At 66.3% G+C, this 20,906-nt stretch carries 26 protein-coding genes; 13 read left to right on the top strand and 13 right to left on the bottom strand.

Annotated elements, in window-relative coordinates; translation table 11 throughout:
* Nucleotides 1-189: 189 nt before the first annotated feature.
* The 3 genes from IG65_RS0119080 to IG65_RS0119090 are packed head-to-tail and all read right to left on the bottom strand — an operon-like array spanning nt 190 to nt 3,254.
* Nucleotides 190-1,305: a CHAP domain-containing protein gene (locus IG65_RS0119080; protein WP_030516292.1), complete on the bottom strand. Its 1,116-nt coding sequence runs from the start codon at nt 1,303-1,305 to the stop codon at nt 190-192.
* A 19-nt stretch (nt 1,306-1,324) separates the two neighbouring features.
* A complete protein-coding gene (locus IG65_RS0119085; protein WP_030516293.1) occupies nt 1,325-1,816 on the bottom strand; it encodes a hypothetical protein in 492 nt (163 codons plus the stop codon).
* Nucleotides 1,817-1,841: 25 nt separating this feature from the next.
* Nucleotides 1,842-3,254, bottom strand: coding sequence for an amino acid permease (locus IG65_RS0119090; protein ID WP_197039871.1), 1,413 nt, complete (start codon nt 3,252-3,254; stop codon nt 1,842-1,844).
* 172 nt (nt 3,255-3,426) lie between these two features.
* On the opposite strand from IG65_RS0119090, the gene IG65_RS0119095 reads away from it, so the two are divergent.
* From IG65_RS0119095 to IG65_RS0119110, 4 genes are all read left to right on the top strand, one after another.
* Nucleotides 3,427-4,200, top strand: coding sequence for an enoyl-CoA hydratase/isomerase family protein (locus IG65_RS0119095; protein ID WP_030516295.1), 774 nt, complete (start codon nt 3,427-3,429; stop codon nt 4,198-4,200).
* Nucleotides 4,201-4,209: 9 nt separating this feature from the next.
* Complete coding sequence (locus IG65_RS0119100) at nt 4,210-6,387, top strand: acetate--CoA ligase family protein (protein ID WP_051756467.1); 2,178 nt, start codon at nt 4,210-4,212, stop codon at nt 6,385-6,387.
* Nucleotides 6,384-7,184: a crotonase/enoyl-CoA hydratase family protein gene (locus IG65_RS0119105; protein ID WP_030516297.1), complete on the top strand. Its 801-nt coding sequence runs from the start codon at nt 6,384-6,386 to the stop codon at nt 7,182-7,184. The genes IG65_RS0119100 and IG65_RS0119105 overlap by 4 nt, the downstream gene beginning before the upstream one ends.
* Nucleotides 7,185-7,279: 95 nt before the next feature.
* A complete protein-coding gene (locus tag IG65_RS0119110) occupies nt 7,280-8,650 on the top strand; it encodes an FAD-binding oxidoreductase (protein ID WP_030516298.1) in 1,371 nt (456 codons plus the stop codon).
* Nucleotides 8,651-8,674: 24 nt separating this feature from the next.
* Here IG65_RS0119110 and IG65_RS0119115 read toward each other — a convergent pair whose 3' ends face one another.
* Nucleotides 8,675-9,589, bottom strand: coding sequence for a MurR/RpiR family transcriptional regulator (locus tag IG65_RS0119115; RefSeq protein WP_030516299.1), 915 nt, complete (start codon nt 9,587-9,589; stop codon nt 8,675-8,677).
* 303 nt (nt 9,590-9,892) lie between these two features.
* Nucleotides 9,893-10,192, bottom strand: a complete 300-nt coding sequence (locus IG65_RS0119120) for a hypothetical protein (RefSeq protein WP_030516300.1) — start codon at nt 10,190-10,192, stop codon at nt 9,893-9,895.
* Nucleotides 10,193-10,499: 307 nt separating this feature from the next.
* On the opposite strand from IG65_RS0119120, the gene IG65_RS0119125 reads away from it, so the two are divergent.
* Entirely contained in the window at nt 10,500-10,754 is a 255-nt protein-coding gene (locus IG65_RS0119125; RefSeq protein WP_030516301.1) for a nickel-binding protein, read from the top strand.
* A gap of 115 nt (nt 10,755-10,869) precedes the next feature.
* Here IG65_RS0119125 and IG65_RS0119130 read toward each other — a convergent pair whose 3' ends face one another.
* The gene (locus IG65_RS0119130) at nt 10,870-11,523 is read right to left on the bottom strand and encodes a hypothetical protein (protein WP_030516302.1); all 654 of its coding nucleotides are present in this window, start codon (nt 11,521-11,523) and stop codon (nt 10,870-10,872) included.
* A gap of 19 nt (nt 11,524-11,542) precedes the next feature.
* Here IG65_RS0119130 and IG65_RS38555 point away from each other — a divergent pair, with 19 nt between their 5' ends.
* Nucleotides 11,543-11,716, top strand: a complete 174-nt coding sequence (locus tag IG65_RS38555; protein WP_167356733.1) for a hypothetical protein — start codon at nt 11,543-11,545, stop codon at nt 11,714-11,716.
* Between the two features lie 96 nt (nt 11,717-11,812).
* Here the strand turns inward: IG65_RS38555 and IG65_RS0119140 are convergent, their stop codons facing one another.
* The 4 genes from IG65_RS0119140 to IG65_RS0119155 form a co-directional block, all read right to left on the bottom strand.
* On the bottom strand, nt 11,813-11,992 hold the full coding sequence (locus IG65_RS0119140) for a hypothetical protein (RefSeq protein ID WP_030516303.1): 180 nt from the start codon (nt 11,990-11,992) through the stop codon (nt 11,813-11,815).
* Nucleotides 11,993-12,060: 68 nt separating this feature from the next.
* The gene (locus IG65_RS0119145) at nt 12,061-12,912 is read right to left on the bottom strand and encodes a carbohydrate ABC transporter permease (protein ID WP_030516304.1); all 852 of its coding nucleotides are present in this window, start codon (nt 12,910-12,912) and stop codon (nt 12,061-12,063) included.
* Nucleotides 12,913-13,767 carry a carbohydrate ABC transporter permease gene (locus tag IG65_RS0119150; protein WP_051756497.1) on the bottom strand — a complete coding sequence of 285 codons (855 nt, stop codon included), beginning with the start codon at nt 13,765-13,767 and terminating at the stop codon, nt 12,913-12,915.
* Between the two features lie 116 nt (nt 13,768-13,883).
* Nucleotides 13,884-15,242: a sugar ABC transporter substrate-binding protein gene (locus tag IG65_RS0119155; RefSeq protein WP_051756469.1), complete on the bottom strand. Its 1,359-nt coding sequence runs from the start codon at nt 15,240-15,242 to the stop codon at nt 13,884-13,886.
* A 215-nt stretch (nt 15,243-15,457) separates the two neighbouring features.
* Between IG65_RS0119155 and IG65_RS0119160 the strand changes: the two genes are divergently transcribed.
* Nucleotides 15,458-15,841: a hypothetical protein gene (locus tag IG65_RS0119160; protein ID WP_030516307.1), complete on the top strand. Its 384-nt coding sequence runs from the start codon at nt 15,458-15,460 to the stop codon at nt 15,839-15,841.
* A gap of 52 nt (nt 15,842-15,893) precedes the next feature.
* Here the strand turns inward: IG65_RS0119160 and IG65_RS0119165 are convergent, their stop codons facing one another.
* Nucleotides 15,894-16,385 (bottom strand): SRPBCC domain-containing protein, encoded by a 492-nt coding sequence (locus IG65_RS0119165; RefSeq protein WP_030516308.1) that lies wholly within the window; start codon nt 16,383-16,385, stop codon nt 15,894-15,896.
* An 87-nt stretch (nt 16,386-16,472) separates the two neighbouring features.
* Here IG65_RS0119165 and IG65_RS0119170 point away from each other — a divergent pair, with 87 nt between their 5' ends.
* From IG65_RS0119170 to IG65_RS0119185, 4 genes are all read left to right on the top strand, one after another.
* On the top strand, nt 16,473-16,814 hold the full coding sequence (locus IG65_RS0119170; protein WP_030516309.1) for a helix-turn-helix transcriptional regulator: 342 nt from the start codon (nt 16,473-16,475) through the stop codon (nt 16,812-16,814).
* Nucleotides 16,807-17,340 carry an SRPBCC family protein gene (locus tag IG65_RS0119175; protein WP_036525168.1) on the top strand — a complete coding sequence of 178 codons (534 nt, stop codon included), beginning with the start codon at nt 16,807-16,809 and terminating at the stop codon, nt 17,338-17,340. The genes IG65_RS0119170 and IG65_RS0119175 overlap by 8 nt, the downstream gene beginning before the upstream one ends.
* Before the next feature lie 142 nt (nt 17,341-17,482).
* Complete coding sequence (locus IG65_RS0119180; RefSeq protein ID WP_030516311.1) at nt 17,483-17,881, top strand: hypothetical protein; 399 nt, start codon at nt 17,483-17,485, stop codon at nt 17,879-17,881.
* Entirely contained in the window at nt 17,882-18,631 is a 750-nt protein-coding gene (locus tag IG65_RS0119185) for a 2-phosphosulfolactate phosphatase (protein WP_231509286.1), read from the top strand.
* A gap of 18 nt (nt 18,632-18,649) precedes the next feature.
* Here the strand turns inward: IG65_RS0119185 and IG65_RS0119190 are convergent, their stop codons facing one another.
* On the bottom strand, nt 18,650-18,916 hold the full coding sequence (locus tag IG65_RS0119190; RefSeq protein ID WP_106958407.1) for a hypothetical protein: 267 nt from the start codon (nt 18,914-18,916) through the stop codon (nt 18,650-18,652).
* 63 nt (nt 18,917-18,979) lie between these two features.
* On the opposite strand from IG65_RS0119190, the gene IG65_RS37845 reads away from it, so the two are divergent.
* Complete coding sequence (locus tag IG65_RS37845; RefSeq protein ID WP_156055684.1) at nt 18,980-19,117, top strand: Rv1535 domain-containing protein; 138 nt, start codon at nt 18,980-18,982, stop codon at nt 19,115-19,117.
* 121 nt (nt 19,118-19,238) lie between these two features.
* On the opposite strand, the gene IG65_RS0119200 is transcribed toward IG65_RS37845, so the two are convergent.
* Nucleotides 19,239-19,670 carry a hypothetical protein gene (locus IG65_RS0119200; RefSeq protein ID WP_030516314.1) on the bottom strand — a complete coding sequence of 144 codons (432 nt, stop codon included), beginning with the start codon at nt 19,668-19,670 and terminating at the stop codon, nt 19,239-19,241.
* Nucleotides 19,671-19,836: 166 nt separating this feature from the next.
* On the opposite strand from IG65_RS0119200, the gene IG65_RS0119205 reads away from it, so the two are divergent.
* On the top strand, nt 19,837-20,865 hold the full coding sequence (locus tag IG65_RS0119205; protein ID WP_030516315.1) for an AraC family transcriptional regulator: 1,029 nt from the start codon (nt 19,837-19,839) through the stop codon (nt 20,863-20,865).
* The last annotated feature ends 41 nt before the right edge of the window (nt 20,866-20,906 follow it).

Here is a 20,906-nt window from a genome sequence, read left to right on the forward strand (position 1 = left end):
TCGGTGGGATGGCCGCCAGGCTTCGACAAGGTCGAATACAAACGACGCAACGTGGTCGAGCGCGCGTTCAACAAGGCCGAACACTGGCGCGCAGTCGCGACTCGCTACGACAAGCTCGCCCTGACCTACCGCGCCGGATTCACACTGGCTCTCATCGTCGAATGGCTCAAATCATTGGGAGACACTGACCTAAGCCTCGACACCGTTGTTCTGCGCCGGTGGATGAATTACCCCGTCCACGTAACTGCTGCCCGGCGAGTACGTGTGCTCACGCACCGCATCACCCGAATTGCCTTCGATCGTGTGAATGGTGCCGTTGGCATCGACCTTCTCGACCAGACCGATGTGGCCGACTCCGTTCAGGACGATGAGGTCGCCCACCTGGGCGCGGGAGGCTTTGTCGGCGAGCCCGTGGCGTTGTGCGTCCGCCCAGATCGTGGGCACGCTGACGGCCAGCCCGTGACTGTCGGTGGCGGTCCAATTCAACGGGATGTGCGCCTGCTTCCAGGCCCAGGTGGCGAACGCCGCGCACCACGGCCCGTCGATGTTGTAGGGCTTGCCCGGCAGGTGGTTGTCGCCCGTTTCGTGGACGTTGAGCTGGCTCATGGCGGCCTGGATGGCGCCAGGGGCACCGGGCGCCAACCGAAGCGGGACAATGCTTCCCGGCCCTGCCGGCGTGCCGGGCGTCGACCACGGCGTCGTACCGACGCTTGGCGTGCCGCCGGACGGATATGTCCCGGTGGGGCGGTAGGTGGGGACCGAACTCTCGATGGTTCGCTTCTGGTGCTGGATCTGCCTCGCGGCAGACCCGACCTTGCCATGCACATAGCTGACGGCGTCGAGGGCGGCGGTGATCAGGCGCAGTTCGTCACCTGGTGCCAACGGTTGACGGCTCTCGTTCATCTTCGACGCGTATTCGAGCGTGCCCTGGAGGCGGTGCACCTTGGCCATGCAGTCGGTGAAGGTCCCGTTCGAGGTGTCGAAGGTGGAGTAGTAGGCCTTACGGACGTCGTCGTTGTGGCCGCTGATCGCCACCTTGGCGGCGCGTATCTTCGCCAGCGTCGCGGCGTGGCTGTCGACCAGGGCGGCGTAGTCGTGTTTGTCGTCGAGTCCGTCCTGGAGCAGTCCTTGCTTGCCCAATTGGTACAGCAGGTCGGGCTGTTCGGACGGCTTTCCCGAGGCCAGCAATCCGATCGATCGGCGCAACGCCGTCTGCACCGCGTCGAGAACGGCAATGAGGCCCTTGTGTGCTCCGGCCGGCGGAGTCAGGGTGATGTCGCTGAGGTGAAATGTGCTCGGGCTCATCGTGTTACCTGCGGGAGAGTCACGATCGGGGTCGGCGGTCGGGGTCGGGGTGAGCGGCGCGCCACCTGAGCAACCCGGCGATCAGCGCGTCGACTTGGCTGCCCGACAGGATAACTGTGCCGCATCGCGCGGGTTCGGTGATCGAGAATCTGAGCTCGTCCTCCGATATCGCCGGTTTCTCGCAGCCGAGCAACGGCGCTTCGGCCGCGATATACCCGTCGAGCATGGTCCCGATGTAGTAGGCGGGGTTGTCGTCCGGGCCGAAGGTGAGCCGACTGCCCAGCATGCGATCGACGATCGCGTGGATCTCGGGGATGACCTGTTCCGGCGGCCGGCCCGAATCGCGTGCGTGTTCCTCGATCATCACGGCGAGCGGGGCGGTCGGATCGCCACTGGCAGAGACGATTTCATCGACGCTGTGGCAGTTCCAGTCGATGTCGCCGTGCTCCATCCGGTCGGTGATTACCGACATCAGGCGGACGGCCAGGTCCTTGTCGGTGTGTCGGGGCATGCGGTCGGCCTTTCGGATACGGGTCTCACCCGCCGACGGTGTGGCTGGGCGTAGCGGAAGGGACAGATGTGGTTCGGCGATGTCGTTGATGGACCAACCCCGCGCATATCGCCGCTGCGGTCACGATTGTGGTCAGCGCCAGGGAGTTTCGCGTCGCGGAGGTGAAGGCCATGGCCGCCACGATGGTGACCAGCGCCGCGGCCACCAGATACGACAGGTAAGGATGTCCCCACATTCGAACTCCGCGTTCGAAATCGACGTCGGCTCGCTCGTTGCGACGAGAGACGATTTGCGTGGCGCAAATGCAGAGATAGACCACGACGGCCACCGAGCCCGACGAGTTCAACAAGAAGGTGAACACCGCGCCCGTCGGCAGGAAGTAGTTGGCGCCGACCGCGACGAATCCCGCACTGGCGGCGGCGAGCACCGCCGCGACGGGCACGGCGGATGCCCCTGGACGGCCGAGGAGCGCCGGCGCCTCCCCGCGCTGGGCCAGCGAGAACAACATCCGCGAGGACGAGTAGATGCCCGAATTGAGGCACGACAACACGGAAGTGAGCACGATGAGATTCATCACCGTCCGAGCTCCGGGAAGCCCCAGTGTGGAAAGAACTGCGGTATAGGGACTCTCGGTGACCACGGCGGCATTCCAAGGCAGCAACGTGACCACGACGAGCACGGAACCCACGTAGAAAATTACGATGCGCCAGGCGACGCTGCGCATGCTGCGCCTGACCGCGCGGCCGGGATCGGCGGCCTCACCGGCGGCGATGGTGACCAGTTCGGTGCCGAAATAGGAGAAGAACACTGTCAGCACGGCCACCAGTACGGGGCCCGCACCGCGAGGGAACAATCCGCCGTGTCCGAGCAGGTTCGTGGTGCCCGGTGAGTTGTGATGGGGCAGCAGCCCCAGGATCGCGGCACCGCCGATACCGATGAACAAGACGATCGCGGTGACCTTGATCAGCGCGAACCAGAACTCGAACCGCGCGAACGAGGTGACCGCGGTCAAGTTCACCGCGGTGAGGGCGGTCATGAAGCCCAGAGCGGCGAGCCAGGTGGGCACCGCGGGCGCGAGCTGGTGCGCGATCGCGGCGCCGGCGATGGCCTCGAAAGCCACTGTGACACACCAGTGATAGGCGTAGAGCCATCCGACGGCGAGGCCCGCCCACGAACCCAGCTCCCGTGAGGCGTAGGCGGAGAACGAACCCGTGGCCGGGTAGGCGGTGGCGAGTTCGGCGAGCATCCGCATGACGAGCACGACCAGCAGTCCGGTGCACAGATATACGAGCACGATCCCGGGCCCGACGGCCGAAATCGTTGCACCACTGCCGACGAACAGTCCGGCGCCGATGACGCCGCCGATACCGATCATCGTCATCTGGCGGGTGCTGATGGCGCGTTGCAGGTTTTCCGACGTGGACAGCGAGGTGGGCACGGTGGCGCCTTCTTCCTGAACCTCTGGGCGGTGACCCAGGTAATCGCTTGCCCCCCTTATGAAACACGCCATTCCCACGGGATGCAAGAGAAGTTGCATGAAAACTGTTTTGTGCAACTATTGCTTGCAGCCGGCGTAGCCGTGCTCGAGCCGACGAAGGGATATACCGACCGTGACGACAGTGGTGACGACTCGATCCGACGATCTGATGACGCTGACCTTGAACCGACCGGAGCGACTGAACGCGGTCAGCGAGACGATGTACGAAACACTGATCGAGCAACTGACTCTTGCCGATTCCGCACCCGAGCTCCGCGCCGTCGTCATCACCGGCGCTGGACGCGCCTTCTGTGTCGGAGCCGACATGAAAGCCCACAGCTCCGGCACCCGCGACCGCTCCGACCGCGAGCGCTACCTGCTGCTGGCACAGACAGTGTGTGAGCGGATACAGACGATGAACACCCCGGTAGTCGCCGCCGTCAACGGCTACGCGCTCGGCGCCGGCGCTGAAATCGCCGTCAGCGCAGACTTTCTCGTCGTCGCATCGGATGCTCGGATCGGCTTCCCGGAGGTCGGCCTCGGCACCTTCGTGGGCGGCGGAGTCACCCACCGGCTACCGCGGCTCGTGGGCCTGCGCCGCGCCACCGAACTGCTCTTGCTCGGTGAACGATTCAGCGGAGCGGACGCGCACGCGTGGGGTCTGGCGTATCTGGCGGTGGACAGTGGCAGCGTCGTCACAGCGGCTCAGGCGCTGGCCGCCACGTTGGCCAGGAAAGCCCCGCTGTCTGTCGGCCGAATGAAACAGGCGCTGCGCCACAACGACTCTCTCGACGCGGCGCTCGAATCCGAACCACACCAGATTCTCGCGTTGATGGAGACGCGGGACTGGGCCGAGGGTGTCGCGGCCTTCGCCGAGCGGCGCGCCCCCCGCTTCGAAGGAAAGTAGGAAAGCGCTGTGGTGCAAGCACATTCCGCATCGCCCGCCTTGCAGACCGCTCCCGCGCGGTCGGCCCTGGCCCGCTTGTTCGATCCACGGTCGGTCGCGGTCATCGGCGCCTCGGCCGATCCCGGCAAACGCGGCTACCAGGCCGTTCGGGGACTTCAGGAGGCCGGTTACGCCTATCCGGTGTATCCGGTGAATCCTCGCGGCGGCAGCATCCTCGGTCTCGAGGTCGCGTCATCGATCGCACAGCTTCCCTATGGCGTCGACGTCGCCCTCATCGCCCTGCCCGCCGCTGCCGTTCCCGAAGCGCTGCGGCGTTGCGCGGCGGTGGGGATTCCCGCGGCGGTGGTGTTGGCCAACGGATTCGAGGAGACCGGTGCGGCGGGCGCGCAGGCGCAGACCGCATTGGCTCGAGCGATCGCCGAGACCGGCATCCGCGTCGTCGGACCCAACACGTCGGGCCTTCTCAACCTCGCCACAGGCGCGAATCTCGTTGGTGTACAGAACGTTCCGCGTGGTGCCATCAGCGTGATCACGCAAAGCGGGAATATGCTGCTGTCGCTGGTGAACGACCTTCGGACACTGCGGGGTACCGGTATCCACGCCTATGTCGGACTCGGCAATCAGGTCGATGTGAGCTACGACGAATGTCTCGCCGAACTCGCGCGTCATCCCGAAACCGGGGTGATCGCCATTCATATCGAAGGATTCACCGACGGCCGTGCGTTCCTTCGGTCCGCGGCGCGGGCGATCCGGGACACTCCGGTGGTGGTCCTGCGCGGCGGACGGTCGCAGGCCGGTCGGGCCACCGCGCGTTCACACACCGCGTCCGTGGCCGGATCCGACGCTGTCGCCGCCGCCGTGCTGCGCCAAGCGGGCGTGGAATCGGCCGAACGATCCGACGAACTCGCTGTGCTCGCCAATGCCCTGGCCTCCACCCACCCCATGACCAACGGACGCGGCGTCGTGGTGCTGTCGGACGGCGGTGGACACGCCGCGCTGGCCGCCGACGCGCTGGCCGCCGCCGGTGTCGAACTCGCAGCCCTTGCCGACGACACCCGCGATGCACTGCGGCAACTCCTCGGCCCCGCAGCAGCGGTGTTCAATCCCGTCGATGTCGCGGGCGCCACGGACACCGATCCCGGTCTTTTCGCCGACGCGGTCGAGATCCTGACCGGTGATCCAGCGGTGGGGCTGGTGTTGATCGTCGGTATGTACGGGGGCTACCACCTGCGTTTCGATGCCGCACTGGCCGAGCAGGAGGCCGCCGCCACGGCGCGACTGCTGGAATGTACTGCCGCGCAGAAGGTTCCGCTGGTCGTGCACAGCTGCTACGCCGGTGAGCGGAATGTTCACCACGACCTGATGCGCGCCCGAGGGGTATCGGTGACCAGTTCCCTCGACCACGCGGCCCGTATCGTCGCGGCCCTGCAACGACGCGGCAGAATCCTGGCCACCGCAGCCCAGCGGTCGTCGTTCGCCCTGCCTCGTCCTGCATCGCGGCTGGTCTCGGATCGGCCGGTGCTCGACGAACCCGCCGCCAGAACCTTTCTCAGCCGGCAGGGCATCGGTGTCGGCGAATGGACGGTGGCACCGACGATCGCCGACGTCGTCGTCGCCGTCCGGGAATACCGGCGGCCGTGCGCGTTGCGGATCGTATCGCCGGATGTGGTGCACAAATCCGACGTCGGTGGTGTGCGGTTGCATGTGGCGGCCGCGGACGCCGAGGCGACCTCAACGGCCATGATCAAGTCGGTGACCTCCGGCGTGCCCGGTGCGCGGATCGACGGGATCATCGTCACTCCGATGGCCGAGCCGGGCGTCGAGCTGCTCGTCGGCGCGATGCGTGATCCGGTCTTCGGGCCTGTCGTCGCCTTCGGCAGCGGCGGGGTACTGGTCGAAGCACGGGACGACGTCACCTTCCGCGCCGCGCCGCTCACCGAGGTCGAAGCCCTCGAGATGATCGAGGAAACCAGGGCGTCACGTCTACTCGATGGCCACCGCCACCTGGAAGCGATCGATCGGAAACAGCTGGCGCGCCTGCTGGTTCGCGTCGCCGCGATCGTCGCGGCGCACCCGGAGATCGCCGAACTCGACCTCAACCCGGTAATCGCCTCCGGCACTGCGATCCTTCCGGTCGATGTTCGAATCATTCTGTCCGACAACGACACCGAGGAGGCCGGACGGTGAGTGGACCGGTGCGGATCGACCGCCGCGGTGACGTGGTGGTGTGGACTCTCGACAACCCGGCCACACGAAACGCGATCTCCGACCCCGAAACCATCGCGGCACTGGAGGACGCCATCGCCGAGGCCGACCATGACCTCGGCGTGCGCGTCGCCATTCTCACTGCGGCCGGCCCAGCGTTCTCTTCGGGAGGCAACATCAAGGACATGCGCGACCGGACGGGAATGTTCGGCGGCAGTCCGGCGGAGCTGTATCGCAATTACCGGCACGGCATTCAGCGCATTCCGAAAGCACTGTATTACTGCGAAGTTCCGACGATCGCGGCGGTGAACGGGCCTGCCGTGGGCGCCGGCTGCGACGTGGCGATGATGTGCGACATTCGGATCGCATCCACCGCCGCGACCTTCGCGGAAAGCTTCGTGCGAGTCGGCATCGTTCCCGGCGACGGCGGGGCATGGTTGCTTTCCCGCGCGATCGGCCCGGCCCGCGCCGCGGAGATGGCTTACACCGGCGAGCCGGTCGCCGCGGCCACCGCGCTCGAGTGGGGCCTGATCTCCGCGGTTGTCGAGCCGGCGCTTCTTCTCGAATCGGCACACACCCTCGCGACGCGAATCGCGAGGCAACCGCCGCATGCGCTGCGGATGACCAAACGCCTGTTGCGTTCGGCTGAAAACCACAGTCTGGACGGTATTTTGGATCTCTCCGCAGCGATGCAGGCCGCGGTCCACCACACCGCCGACCACGCCGAGGCCGTCGCGGCGATGCTTGCCCGCCGAGAACCGCGGTTCACCGGGACGTAGTCGGCGATCCGTGAGATGTGTTGTTGCCGTTGCCTTCGGTGAACGCCTCAGCAGAGGTAAATGGCTCAGCGGACGCGAGTAGGAGAATCGACGGGGTGCAAACCCTGGAACTGGTGGACGAGCTGGCGGCGATCGTCGGTCGAGCCCATGTGCTCACCGATCCGGACGTCGTCGCCGGACACGTAGTCGACTGGACCGGCCATTGGGTAGGGAGCACCTGCGCCGTGGTCCGCCCCGCCGACACCGCGGAGACCTCCGCGGTCCTGGCGGCCTGCCACCGAGCCGGGGTCGCCGTCGTTCCGCAGGGCGGAAATACCGGCTTGGTCGGCGGGTCCGTTCCGATGCGGGGCGAGTTGGTGCTCAGCACCGCTCGTCTCGACGAGATCGAGCGCGTGGACCCGATCGGCCGCACCATCGCCGCAGGTGCCGGCGTGACCGTCGCCCGAGCCCAGCAGGCCGCGCGCGCCCACCATCTCGACCTGGGAGTCGATCTGGCCTCTCGGGATTCGGCGACGCTCGGCGGGATCGTCGCCACGAATGCCGGCGGCATCCGCATGATCAAGAACGGCAACACCCGTCATCAGGTGCTCGGACTCGAAGCGGTGCTGGCCGACGGCCGAACAGTCAGTCGCTGGAAGGAATTGACCAAGGACAACGTCGGATACGACCTGCCCGGGCTGCTCGCCGGCTCGGAGGGCACGCTGGCGGTGATCACCCGCGTACTCATGCGGCTGGTCGTTCCGCCGCGGGAAACGCACGTTGCGCTCATCGGCGTCGGCGCCGTCGGCGGCGCACTGCGCCTGATAGCCGAAATACAGCGTGCCGGAATCACATTGGAGGCCGCGGAACTGATGACCCGGGCCGGTATCCATTTGGTCCGCACGCACTGCGCGCTTCGACCACCGCTCGCTGCCGACCCCGCGTACTACCTGCTGGTCGAGGTGTCGGGCCGGCCGGAAACCCGGGCAGCGCTGTTCGACGTGCTGGAAGCCGCCGGACCGAATGTGCTCGACGCGGCCGTGGAGCAGGGACCCGCGCATCGGCTCTGGCAGTACCGGGAAGGACACACCGAAGCGGTGAGCGCCGAATCATCCACTCCGCCAGTGAAACTCGATCTGTCCACCCCGGTGCGGGAAATCGAGCCGTTCCTCTCAGCGCTCGGCGAGGATCTCGCCGAATCGGCTCCTGCTGTGCGCGCGATCTGTTTCGGCCACCTGGGCGACGGCAACATCCACGTGAATCTTCTCGATGTCGCCGGCGACGACCGCGATGCGGTGACCGACACGGTGCTGCGGCGGGTGGCCCTCCACGACGGCAGCATCAGTGCCGAGCACGGAATCGGGCGGGCGAAGGCTCGGTGGATCGGACTCGGTCGCAGCGACGTCGATCTCGACATCATGCGGTCCATCCGAGCTGCCCTGGATCCGGCACGACTGCTCAACCCGCACATTCTTCCCGCGAAATGATCTTCATTCCTGCCGAGAAGTTGCTCAGCCGCGAGCAGACGTGGTCCCACTGCTGTAGATACCGAAACTGCTCAGCAGGTTCTCTTCCTCCAGCAGGGTCGATCGGACGCTGTGACCGAGGGTTTGGGCGACACCGGCGGCCAACGCCTGTGCCAAGGCGGTGAACGCGGTCATCGACCGGAGAACCGAGGCACTGGACGCATCGACGAGAAAACAATCGTGGGCGGTCGTCGCCAGCGGAGACCCGGCGTTATCGGTCAGCGCCACCACATGCGCACCGCGGTCGCGTGCCCACTGCGCGGCGCGCACGGTATCGGTGCTGTAGCGATGAATGGATATCGCGACGAAACAGTCGCCCGCACGCACTCGGCGCAGCTCGTCGGTGAGCGAGCCGGCCGCACCGTTGATGGTGTGCACATCCTCGCGCAGCATGCCGAGCAGATATCCGAGCAGGTAGGCCGGGGCATGAGATTTACGCAGACCCAGCACGTGGACGTGGGCATCGCGTGCCAGGCGTTCGACAACGCGGTGCCAGGTCGGCTCCTCGATACGGGCGAAGGTGCGGGCGATGTTCGCCTGATCCAGCGCTGCGGCCTGTTCGAGTACTCCGCTGCCGACGTTTCCGAGCTGCTCCATGCTGTCGAAGCGGCGCAGCAGTTGCGCCTGCTCCTGCAGATGTTCCCGACACAGACGGATCAGCCCCGGGTAGCCCTGCAAGCCCAGGCCATTGGCGAACCGAACGACGGTCGCCTGGTTCACCCCGACCGCGGAGGCGAGCTCCGAGACGGTCATGAACGCGACGGTCTCGGGATCCGACATCACGCGCTCGGCGAGCTTGCGATGCGAGGGCGACATCGAATCCAGACGCCGGCGCAGTTCGGCCAGAAGTTCGTCGAAGCTCGCAGGGCCCGACGTCGACTGCTCACTTGTGGCGGCCATGGTCGCTCCATTCTCCGAACTGCCCGGAGGGTCGGCGGATCCGGACACCTGAACTCTAATGGGCCGCGGTGCCCGACGAGCCACGCGGCGAATCAGATTCGGACGTCCACTCGGCGACCTGCTTGGCCGACAGATGAACCCAGTGTTCGAAGTTCCCCTGCTACGGCAACTCGGTACGGAGATCGAAGCGACCGAAAATGGCGAATCTGCAGCTATCGATCGTCATTCGAGGCCGGCTGCGGTCGCACCACCAAGGTGGGGTCCGCCGGCCGGCTGGAGCGAAAGAGGTTCTGCCGCCAGGGATCAGGAGGCCGGCTTGGGCTGGGAGAGGTCCTTGATACCGGTGATCGCCGTGATGATGTTGTCGATGGTGGAGGTGCCGCCCTCGAGGGCCGAGCTGCCGGAGTCGAGCATGGCCGAGCCCGACGACAATCCGGCGGAACCGGAGGACGAACCGCTGTCCGCCGAGCCCGTGTTCAGCTGCGCGGGGGCGGTGGTGCCCGAGTCGGCCGAGGGTGCGGCCGCGGAGGCCATGGCGACCGGGCCGAGGAACAGCGCGGCGGCGGAGAGGGTGGCGGCAGCAAAGATCTTGCGAGAGACCATGTACGGGGAGTTCCTTCCACAGATGGATAACGATGCCATCACGGCGCGTAACCCAAATATATGAAGGTGAAATGTGTAAATCCACTTTCGTTACTGTGTGAATGGTCACGGTTAACATCTGGCGAACTGCGTATTTCGTGTAGGCCTCAGAATTGATCTTGCATTCTTTCCGTTGATTACATGATCAATTTTCCGGGCTTCCGGCCGATGCCTCGAATCGCGGTCCGCGGGCTGTCGGAGGGATCACGTGCGGCGTAATCTACGTCACATCGCCACTCGGCGTCGCCCACTCGACCAAGGAGTCCTGATGGTCCTCTTCATCGACGTGCACGAACATCTGCCCGAAGGCACGACGGTGCGGGACGTGGCCGCCGCTCATGCCGCCGACGTGGCGATCCAGGGAGATTACGGCGTGACGTACCAGCGCTACTGGGTCGACGAAGCGAGCCACACGGCGTTCTGCCTGGTCGATGCCCCGGATGCGGACACCGCGATCAGCGTGCACCGCGAGGCGCACGGCCTCGTTCCCGACCGGATCTACCCGGTGGTGGAGGGCGACTGATCGTTTCCGCCGGAACGTCCACGCCCCGGCTCGATCGGCCCGCGGCGTCCGAACGAGTGCGGCTGGGATCGCCCGCGTCCTTCTGCCGACGCCCGGTACTCCGGATATCGGTGCGTCAGCGCCCGAAAACGTTCACTTCGATCTCACCGCCGAGGCGATAGCCCTCGGACAGATGCAGATTGTCGCCGCTCCAAAATCTGCCCGGGTCGTACCAATTCGGGCGCTTCTCCGGCAGCAATCCCATCGCTTGGTAGGTCAGGGCGACGATTTCCGCGCAGTAGGCGTTCTCCAGGCCTGCCTCGGTTTCGCGGTGCTTCGAACGCTTCGGTCGCGGTATCCGGCCCCGGAACCACCGGCCGGCCAGCGCGCTTGTCGAGGGAAAAGGCATGCCGTCCAGCCGTGCGACCGTCCGCAGGGCCGCATCCTCCATCTCGGGTGTCACAGGGCGATCGAGCTGGCGCAGCCAGGCTTGCTGCCCGTAATCATTGGTCCAGCGCAGGACCGCGGCCTGCAGGTCGTGCAGCTGGGCGCCGCGATGGTGGCTGCCGGACCAGACATCCGGCAGCGCCCGCCCGAGTTCGGCATGCCAGATCAGGGCGGGCAGGTCGTCGACGACCACCGCCATGCCGACATGGTTGACCGGGCTGTTGGTCAGGCCCCGGATCGCGCGATCGGCGCCGGAATGTCCACGGAACAACCACAAGTCGCCCGTCCGCGTGAGTTCGACCGCTTCATCCAAACCGATACTCGAGGGCGCTTCGCGTGGCACAGCGACTAGCCTAGGCCGTATGCGGTGGTGGAAAGTACTCGGCTTGGCAGGAGCCGCGGGTGTCGCGGCGACCGGAGTGGTCATCGTGCGCTCCGAGCGCAAGCGCCGGGCCTACACCCCGGATCAGGTCCGGGAGCGCCTGCACGCCCGCCTCGGCGACCAAGCCGAGCCCATCGGCGACGGCGAGGACTGATCCGGGACGGGAAGCGTTCGCCCGCAACAGTTTCCATTCCGTGGGGCGCATTGGTGAGCGAAATGTCCTTGTCGGAAGAAAACCCCGGGGCGTCGGTCAGTAGTTTCCGCCGGGCGGGTATTCGGAGAAGAACTGCTGCAGGAACGGGGTGGCGGCATCGAGGCCCCACCGGACAGCGCCGAGTATCGCGTTGCCCGTATTGATGACCACGAATCCGATGACATCGCGATTTTGTTCCGCGAGTTGCTGGAGTGGCTCGATGATATTCGTGAACATGATATGTCCTTCGCATCCGGGCGGATGGGTACGTTCCACGCTGCCACAGTGGGCAATGGGTGACCAGGTCACCGCCCACCCAGTCCCGACATCGCAATCCCTCGCACGAACGACTTCTGCGCGAACGCGTAGATCACCAGCATCGGCGCCACCATCAGGATGGAGGTCGCCATCAGGATCGGCCAGTTGGTTTCGTACTGGCCCTGCAGGCGCACCAATCCCAGTGTGAGCGTGGAGATCTCGTCGCGCTGGATCATCACCAGCGGCCACAGGAAGTCGTTCCACACCGTCACCCAGGTGAGGACCGCGAGCACCATCACAGCTGGGCGGGCGTGGGGGAGCAGAACGCGCCAGTAGGTCTGCCAGACCGAGCAACCGTCGAGGATGGCGGCTTCCTCCAGTTCGACCGGCAGGGTGATGAAGAACTGGCGCATGAGGTAGGTGCCGAAGGCGCTGCCGAACAGGCCCGGCACGATCATGGCCAGGGGGCTGTCGACCCAGCCGAAGGTGCGCATGAGGATGAACTGGGGGATGACGGTGACGGTCGCCGGGACCATCAGGGTGGCGAGGTAGGCGACGAACAGGACGTCGCGGCCCTTGAACGGCAAGCGGGCGAAGGCATATCCGGCCAGCGAGCAGAAGAACACCTGACCCGCGGTGACACAGCCGGCGTAGAGCACGGTGTTGAAGAAGATCCGCCCGAACGGCATCAGGTCGAAGATGTCGCGGTAGTTCGACCACGCCGGGTGGGCCGGGAGGATGCTGGTGTCGGAGATGTTGCCCTGCTTTTTCAGCGAACTCGACAACGCCCACAGCAGCGGAAACAGCGCGCACCATGCCATCGCGACGAGCACCAGGTACAGCAGTATCCCGCGCCCGGTACGGCGGAGAACGGCACTATTCGCGGTCGCGGTCGTCACCTAGGCCTCGCTTTCGTAGGCATCGCCGCGGGTGAAGCGCAATTGGAGCAGTGTCAATGCCAGCAGGATCGCGAAGATCACCCAGGCGAGGGCACAGGCGTAGCCGATGTCGTCGAAGGAGAAGGCGTTCTGGTACAGCATGATTCCGAGCACGTACGTGCCGGTTTCGGGACCGCCCTTGCCGCCGGTGAGGACGTAGGCCTGATCGAACACCTGGAACGAGTTGATGACCGTGATGACGAACGCGAACGCCAGCGCGGGCCGGATCAGCGGCACGGTGATCGAGCCGAACCGGCGCACCGCTCCGGCGCCGTCGATACGGGCGGCCTCGTAGATGTCGGCCGGTATGCCCTGCATGGCGGCGAGCAGGACGACGGTGACGAAGGGGACGCTCTTCCACACACTGACCAGACACAGCGAGACCATCGACCACCCGGGGTCGGTGAGCCACGGGACCGGACCGATGCCGATCCAGCCGAGGGCGGTGTTGAGCACGCCGTAGTCGGTGCTGAAGGTGAGCCGCCACACCACGGCCATCGCCACGGTCGAGGCGACCAGCGGCATGAACATGATGCTGCGAAAGATGCCGATACCCTTCAGTTTTCGATTCAGGGCCGCCGCGACGGCGAGACCGATGGCAATGGTCGGGATCAGCGTGCCGACGGTGAAGATCACCGTGTTGCGCAAGGCCACCCAGAACAGCGGGTCGTGTGCGAAGAGCCGGCGGAAGTTGCCGATACCGATGAACTTCGGCGAACCGAACAGATCCCAGCTGTGCAGGCTCAGATACAGCGTGAACACCAAGGGGAAGGCCATGAACACCGCGACCGCGATCAGGTTGGGGGCGATGAACATTCGGCCCGCGGCGGCCTTGCGCCGGCTCAGCGGTGAGCGATGGTTGCTCACTGTGCCCGGTGAGGTGCGGGACACCTGCACCCCGTCGGCACAGCGAACCGCTGTGCGATTGTCGCTCACTGTGCCTCCAGGAGGTCGTTGATCTGTCCGGCGAGGCCGTGCTTGAACCACTCCGCGGAGGCGGCGCCGCGGAACACGTGGTCGTATCCCTGCTGGATCACCGCGTCGACGCGTGGCCATGCGGGTGTGACCGGCAGGTTGTTGGCGTGGTCGCCGCCGTGGAACACCTCGAGGTTGTGCACCTTCGCATGTGCCTGCGCGAACCCCTCGGAGCCGAGCGCCGATTTCAACGCGGGAACGAACAGTCCCGATTTCGCGATGACCGCCTGACCGACCGGCCCGGTGGCGAATTTGACGAATTCCCAGGCCTGCTCCTTGCGCGGGCTGTCGGCGGCGATGGACAGGCCGGTGGTGCCGATATCGGACCGCGCGGCGGTACCGCGCGGGCCGACCGGTAGCACCGTGACGTCGAAATCGAGGTCTTCCTGGCCGGCGTAGGTGCTGTACATCCAGTGCCCGGACAACGCCATCGCGGCTTTGCCCTGAGCGAACATGTCCGACGACGACAGCGATTGCTGGAATTCGATTGTCGGCATCACCCGGTGCCGGGTGGACAGGTCGGTGTAGAACTGGACGCCCTCGATGAAGGCGTCGTTGTCGATGTTGGTGCGGGTCGGGTCGACGGACGGGGTGAACCATTCGATGCCGTTGTTCATCCCGAAGCAACTGGCGGAGTAGTAGACGGTCCAGGGATCCACGAACCCCCATTGGATCACGTCGCCGGAGCTGTCGCGTTTGGTCAGCGCCTGTGCGGCGCCGAGGAATTCGTCGAAGCTCCAGGCATCCTCCCAGCGTGCGGGCGGAGGTGCGAGTTTGGCGTCGGCGAAGAGTTTGCGGTTGTAGTACAGGAAGATTCCGGCCCACTGCTCGGGCAGCGCGTGCTGCGCGCTCTTGTAGCGGAATGTGTTGTACAGGGGCATCGAGCTGTCCCGCTTCAGCTCGGCCGCGTACGCCGGGTCCTTGTCCAGAATCGTGTCGAGGTTTTCGAAGATGCCGCGTTCGGCGAGGAAGGAATAGGACAGATCCCACGACATCAGCACGTCCGGGCATTTGCCGCCCGCACAGTAGGTCAGGATCTGAGTCTGTGGATCAGGGCCGGACATCTGAGTCCGGATCTTGATGTCCGGGTGCAGCTTGCGAAACTCGTCGATGATCTCGAGCCGGACCTTCGCCTCGTCCGGTTTGGCCTGGAAGAAGAAGGTGAGCGCATCGTCGTCGTTGTCACCGCAACCGGCTATCGAGGATGCGGCTGCCACCGCCCCGGCCGCCGCCGCGCCCCGCAGGAGCGTGCGCCGGTCGAACCTTCGAGTCGATGCCACCCGCGCCCCCGTTCGGCTGCAACAAGCGAACTTCATTGCAGAAGAACGTAATACCGCAGGGGCTGATTCGTCTGGAAAAACGCCCGAGACCGGCCGGGCCTACGGTCCTGCTCGTGACCGGGCCGGGGCAGCCCGCGGACATGTGGCAGATTCTCGGCAATCGCGGCTGGGCAAACTCTGGTCAACCCCCTCGACGCCCACGCGCGGCATACTGGAGTCATAGCGCCGACGTCGTCCTCGGGAGGATCGAGATGGCAAACAACGGGCCTTTCGGGATCGATCCGGAAGAATTCGAGCGCGCTCTGCGCGAGGCGGAAGTCGAGTTTCGCGACCTGCTCGGCAAGGCCGCCGGATACCTCGACCGCAGCACCGTCAATTCGCTGACGTCGCTGTTCGGCCAGTTAGTTCAGCCGGACCGCGCGCGGACGCCGGAACCGGACGACGCGACGACCGGGGAGACCGGCAGCGGGGTGTGGGCCGTCTACAGCGTCGACGACGCCGGTGAGGCCCGGGTCGAGCAGGTCTTCCCGACCGAGCTCGAGGCCTTACGCGCACATCGCGACAACACCGACGAACGCCGCAAGGTGCGATTCCTGCCCTACGGCGTCCCTGCGAGCGTGCTCGACCAGACCTGAGGGCGTTAACGGCCGGCCGCGGCCTTCCCGGGTGGCCGTCCCAGCGGTCTCCTCAGTGCGGCGTCGCTGCCGCATTCTCGACCGCCAGGGCGAGAGCTTGCGGGTCTTCGTCGGGTTGACCGGTGCCGGTGGTGATCAGGTCGTGCAGGCTCCGGTCGATGTAGAACGACCAGCCCTTGCGGCAGGCGTCGAAGCATTCGAACGCCGGGGTGAGGCCGACGTGGGTGAAGCGGAGTTCGGTGGTGTCGGCGCGGCGGGTGATCTCGAAACGGATTTCGGTGTCGTTCCATTCGGTCTGGTCGTCGACCAGGGTGAGCCGGGCGTCCAGGACGCGCCAGACGACGCGATCGTGCGGGACGACCTCGGTGACCTCGATGGTGGCGCGATGCACGCCCGGAACCTCGTACGTGAAGACGTCTCCGGGCTTTTCGCTGCGTCCGGTGAGAGCTTTCGACCACCAGCCGCGCACGTCGAGCACGGCGTCGAAGGCGGATTCGGGAGTTCGGTGGACGGCGAAGGTCGTCGTGAAGTTCTGCTCGGTCATGGGTTGCTCCCTGAAGGGGTGGGTGAATCGGCTGATATTCAACCGATGGGTTGACAGTAGGTGCGGGAAGACGGAATAGTCAACCATGTGGTTGAGAATTCTTCGGAACGGCTCGACGTGGTGTTCCACGCGCTGTCGGACTCCACGCGCCGCTCGATGCTGCGCACACTGGCGCGGCGCCAGTGCAGCGTCGGGGAGCTGGCTGCCCCGTTCGACATCTCGCTCGCGGCCGCGTCCAAGCACATCAAGGTGCTCGAGCGGGCCGGGCTGGTGCGACGCAGCGTGCACGGGCGCACACATCTGTGCCGGCTCGATCCGCGCCCGTTGCGAGAGTGCGCCGAGTGGGTGAACTTCTACGAGCGTTTCTGGAACCAGAGTCTCGATGCTTTGGAAGCCGCACTGCTACAGGAGGATTCGCGAGATGAGTGACTACGGGGAGGTCGTCGAACCGGGCACGGTCCGCATCGAACGGCTACTGCCCGGGCCGATCGAGCGGGTCTGGGCGTATCTGACCGATATCGACAAGCGCGCGACCTGGCTGGCCGGCGGGCTGCTCGAACAGGTCACCGGCGGCCGGGTCGAACACATCTTCCGGATTCACGAGCTCACCGGCGAAGGCGATCCCGCCGCGGTGGCCGACCGCAGGCACGGCGAGGTGCTCGAATGGGATCCTCCGCATCTGCTGCGCCACACCTGGAGCAGTGGCGGCGGCCTCGCCGACTCGGAGGTGACCTTCGCGCTCGAGCAGGTCGCCGACAAGGTCCGTTTGACGGTCACCCACCGCCGGCTCCCGACCCGCGGCGAGATCCTCGATATCGCCGCCGGCTGGCACACCCACCTGGACATCCTGCACGCCAGGCTCACGGCATCCGCACCGGATCCGTTCTGGCCGAAGTTCGATTCTCTTCGCGCGCAATACGAATCGCTGCTTCCGGATTCGTCGAATGACCGCTGATCTAGGCAACCGCAGGTGCCACGAGGCCGTAACCACCTTTGTCGCAACGCATCTGGTGCGAGCGAACCGGTCGAGCGATGGGACGCCGTCGAGCTGGTTCCACACCGGTGCGCCCAGCGAGGAACTGAACGGAGTCCTCAGAGTGGGCGCTGCGATCCCGCAGGAGATCGAGCAGTTGCGCACACTGTTCGACGGCGTACCGGCATGCTGGCATTTCTGGCCGGACGTCGATTCGCCGGAGATTCCGGAGCTCCTGCGGCGGCGCGGACTGGAGTTGTTCGAAACCGAGCCGCTGATGATGCTCGCCGATCCCGGCCGAGCCGTGTACCGGGAACACGGGCGACCGGAGCCGATCGAGGACGCGACCGGCGATGCCGGCCTCGCCGAGTGGGCGCGACTCTGGTCGGGTGTGCCCGAGGTCGACGATCTCGTGCCAGTTCACCGCGGAGTCGGCGCAAACCGTATGCGCTCGAGCACGACTCGACGCTGCTCACCCGCCGTGTGGCTCGCGGACGCGCCGAGTCGAGTGCACTATCGGTGAGTGAACGCGGGCATCTTCCGGCAGCAGGGCTATCGCATTCGTCTCGAGTGGGGGCGCGAGGGTGTCGAGCAGTTGGGTCCGGAGTGCGGGGCGTTGATCATCGTCGACGTCCTCTCCTTCTCGACAGCGGTCGATATCGCGGTATCGCGGGGCGGGCGGGTGTTGCCGTTACCGTTGCGGCACGCCGATCCCCGGGCTGCCGTCGAGGCCGAGCGGGCCGGCGCCGTGCTCGCTGCTGCCAAACACGAGAGTGGGTGGTCGCTGAGTCCCTCGTCCCTGCTCGTACTTCCGGCGGGCACGTTGCTGGCGCTGCCGTCGCCGAACGGCGCCACGCTGTCGGCCCGCGCCGCGGGATTCGATCTCACCGTCTTTGCCGGATCGATCCGCAATGCCGATGCGGTGGCGAAGGCGGCGATCGCCGCTGCCGGTGATCGACCTGTCGGGATCGTCCCGGCGGGCGAGCGGTGGGGCGTCGTGGACGGGCCGCTGCGTCCGAGCCTCGAGGATCACCTGGGGGCGGGCGCGATCGCCACCGCACTCCTCGCACACGATGCCCACGGCTCGCCGGAGGCCCGGCACGCGGCCGTAGGTTTCCGCGCCGTGGCAGGTGAATTGCCCGCAGTCCTGGCCGAGGCGATCTCCGGCCGGGAACTGACCGGTATCGGGCTGGTGCACGACGTACGGCTCGCGGCGCAGTGGAACATCAGTACGGCCGCGCCCGTGCTCGTCGGCGGAATCTACGGCGGGTAGGCGCGTCCGAGGTGGGAATCAGGCGTCTTCGAGGGCCTCGCCGATTTCGTGGGCCACGCGGTTGTGCTGGTTTTCCGCGAGCCAGTGCCCGCCGGCCAGTACCAGGGCGACGGGCCATTCGATGATTTCCGCGGCGGCCAGGGCGCCCAGTGCGCCGTAGTAGGCCAGTTGTTCGGGGCGGGGGATCGGTACTCGGCCGAGCAGAGGCAGTTCCACCGCGAAACTGTGCGCGGCCATGACCTTGTCGACCGCGTTCCGGTGGCTGGTATGCGATTTGTCGGCCATATGTTGCCTTCCGGTCATGCAAAATTCGGGGTCCCGACGCTCGAGTTCGCCACAGTGGCCGTCGTGAGGACAGCTGATGTAGGCGGCCAGGATCCGTTGACGGGCGCGCTGACGCAGGTGCTGACCGTTCCCCTGCGTGAGTTGTACGCGGCGTTGTGGCGCCTGGGAGTCATCGACGTCGTCGGCGAATCATCGCGCTGACCGTTCCCACGCTACGCCGCGAGTCGAGGCCGACGACGTCACGTAGGACGGCCGTCGACGCGCAACGAGAAGCGTGCGCCCACGGTCACGCGGAAGGCTGCTGGAGGTCCGCCGGCGCCGGTTACGCCTTGCTGGGTGCGCGCCGTGAGCGGGCCGCGGTCTTGCGGGCGGGCGTCTTTTTGCCACCGTCGCTGCGGCGGGCCGGTCGGTCACTGCGTGCCGGCTGCTTGCGCTGCGCGGCGGGAGCCCTGGTGCCCGACGACGGTTGCTGGTCCGGGTGCGAGGTGAGCCTCCGGAGTACGAGTGCGGTGCCGCCGACGCCCAGGAGCACAGGCCAGTCCACGACTCCCGTGGCTCCGATCGCCGCCAACGTGAGCGCGGCGGCCGGTGTCGAATGACTCCCGCTGCTCAGTCCGCTCCGCACCCCGGACACGACGCCCTGCATCCCGCCGAGAACTCCGTTCACCGCGGCGCCGCCCACCGCCCCGGCCGCGGAGGTGGTCGCATCGGCCGTCCACGAAATCGCTTTTACCCCGCCCTCGAGAAGGTCCATCGTCACTCCCTTTGAGTTCACCTTTTGGACATCTGCGAGCAAGCTGCAGTCTACTCGTGGCGCGCGGCCGCTCCGGGCGTAGCGACCGAGATGAAACATTCGCCCAGCACTCCTCGTGACGAGCGCGGTCGGTCATCACTCGGATCGTGATTTATCCTGGCGCGACATGAGCGATGTGATCCGAGCTGCCGCCCTGCGGGGTTTCGGGAGCGTGATCGAAGAGTGCGGAGGTGACCCTGCCGCGCTGCTCGCACATGTCGGAATCGAACCCGCGCTGCTGGACTCCGAGGACGCGCTCATCTCGCATCGCAGTCTGGCGCGGCTGCTGGAACACGCATCCGCCGAATTGGATGTCCCCGACCTGGGCCTGAGAGTGGCCGAACGCCAAGACATTTCGATCCTCGGCCCGCTCGCGGTGGTCATGCTCCACTCGGCGACCCTGCGCGAAGCGGTCGAGAGTGCATCCCGGTTCATGTTCGTGCACAGCCCGGCGGTGTCGTTCACCCTGACCGATGATCCGGACGGGAATGCGGACGTGGCCGGTGTGCGGTACTCGCTGAGTGCGCCCCCGCCCACGCGACAGGTCGTCGAAATGGCGCTGCTGGTGGCATATCGGGTGGGTCGACTCGAACTCGGCGCGGCGACGCCGCCGATAGGCGTGGACTTCCCGCATTCCCGGATCGCCCCGCCCGAGCGGTACGTGGAGTGTTTCGGGGCGCCGGCCCGATTCGGCCGCCGCACGGCCACCCTGAGATTGCCGGTCGAGGGGCTGGACTCCTCGCTGGCGGCGGCGAATCCGCTGCTCAGAAAGCTCGCCCTGGACTACCTCACCTCGCGTTACCCCGACCCGCAGCAGGTGTACGTCCCGCGGGTTCGTGGCTATCTCGACCAGGCTCTGGGCAGTGGGGCGATCGAGTTATCAGCTGTCGCAGCCACTTTCGGTATTCACGCGCGAACTCTGCAGCGCAGGCTGGTGGCGGAGGGCACGTCCTACGCCGAGATTCTCGACGCGGTCCGCCGCGATGCCGCGCTACGCCACTTGATCGAGTCCGACCTCGCCCTGTCTCGCGTGACGGCTGCGGTCGGACTGGCGGAGCAGTCGGCACTGACGCGCTGCTGCCTGCGCTGGTTCGGCGCCACCCCGAGCGCCATCCGCCGCGCGGGCGGCGTCGCCGAACCTGTCGTCCAGAGGTAAATCTCTGTCGTCGGTGGGCAATACCCCGCAGGTCGGTGGAA

Source organism: Nocardia sp. NRRL WC-3656, assembly GCF_000720265.1.
GTDB lineage: Bacteria > Actinomycetota > Actinomycetes > Mycobacteriales > Mycobacteriaceae > Nocardia > Nocardia nova.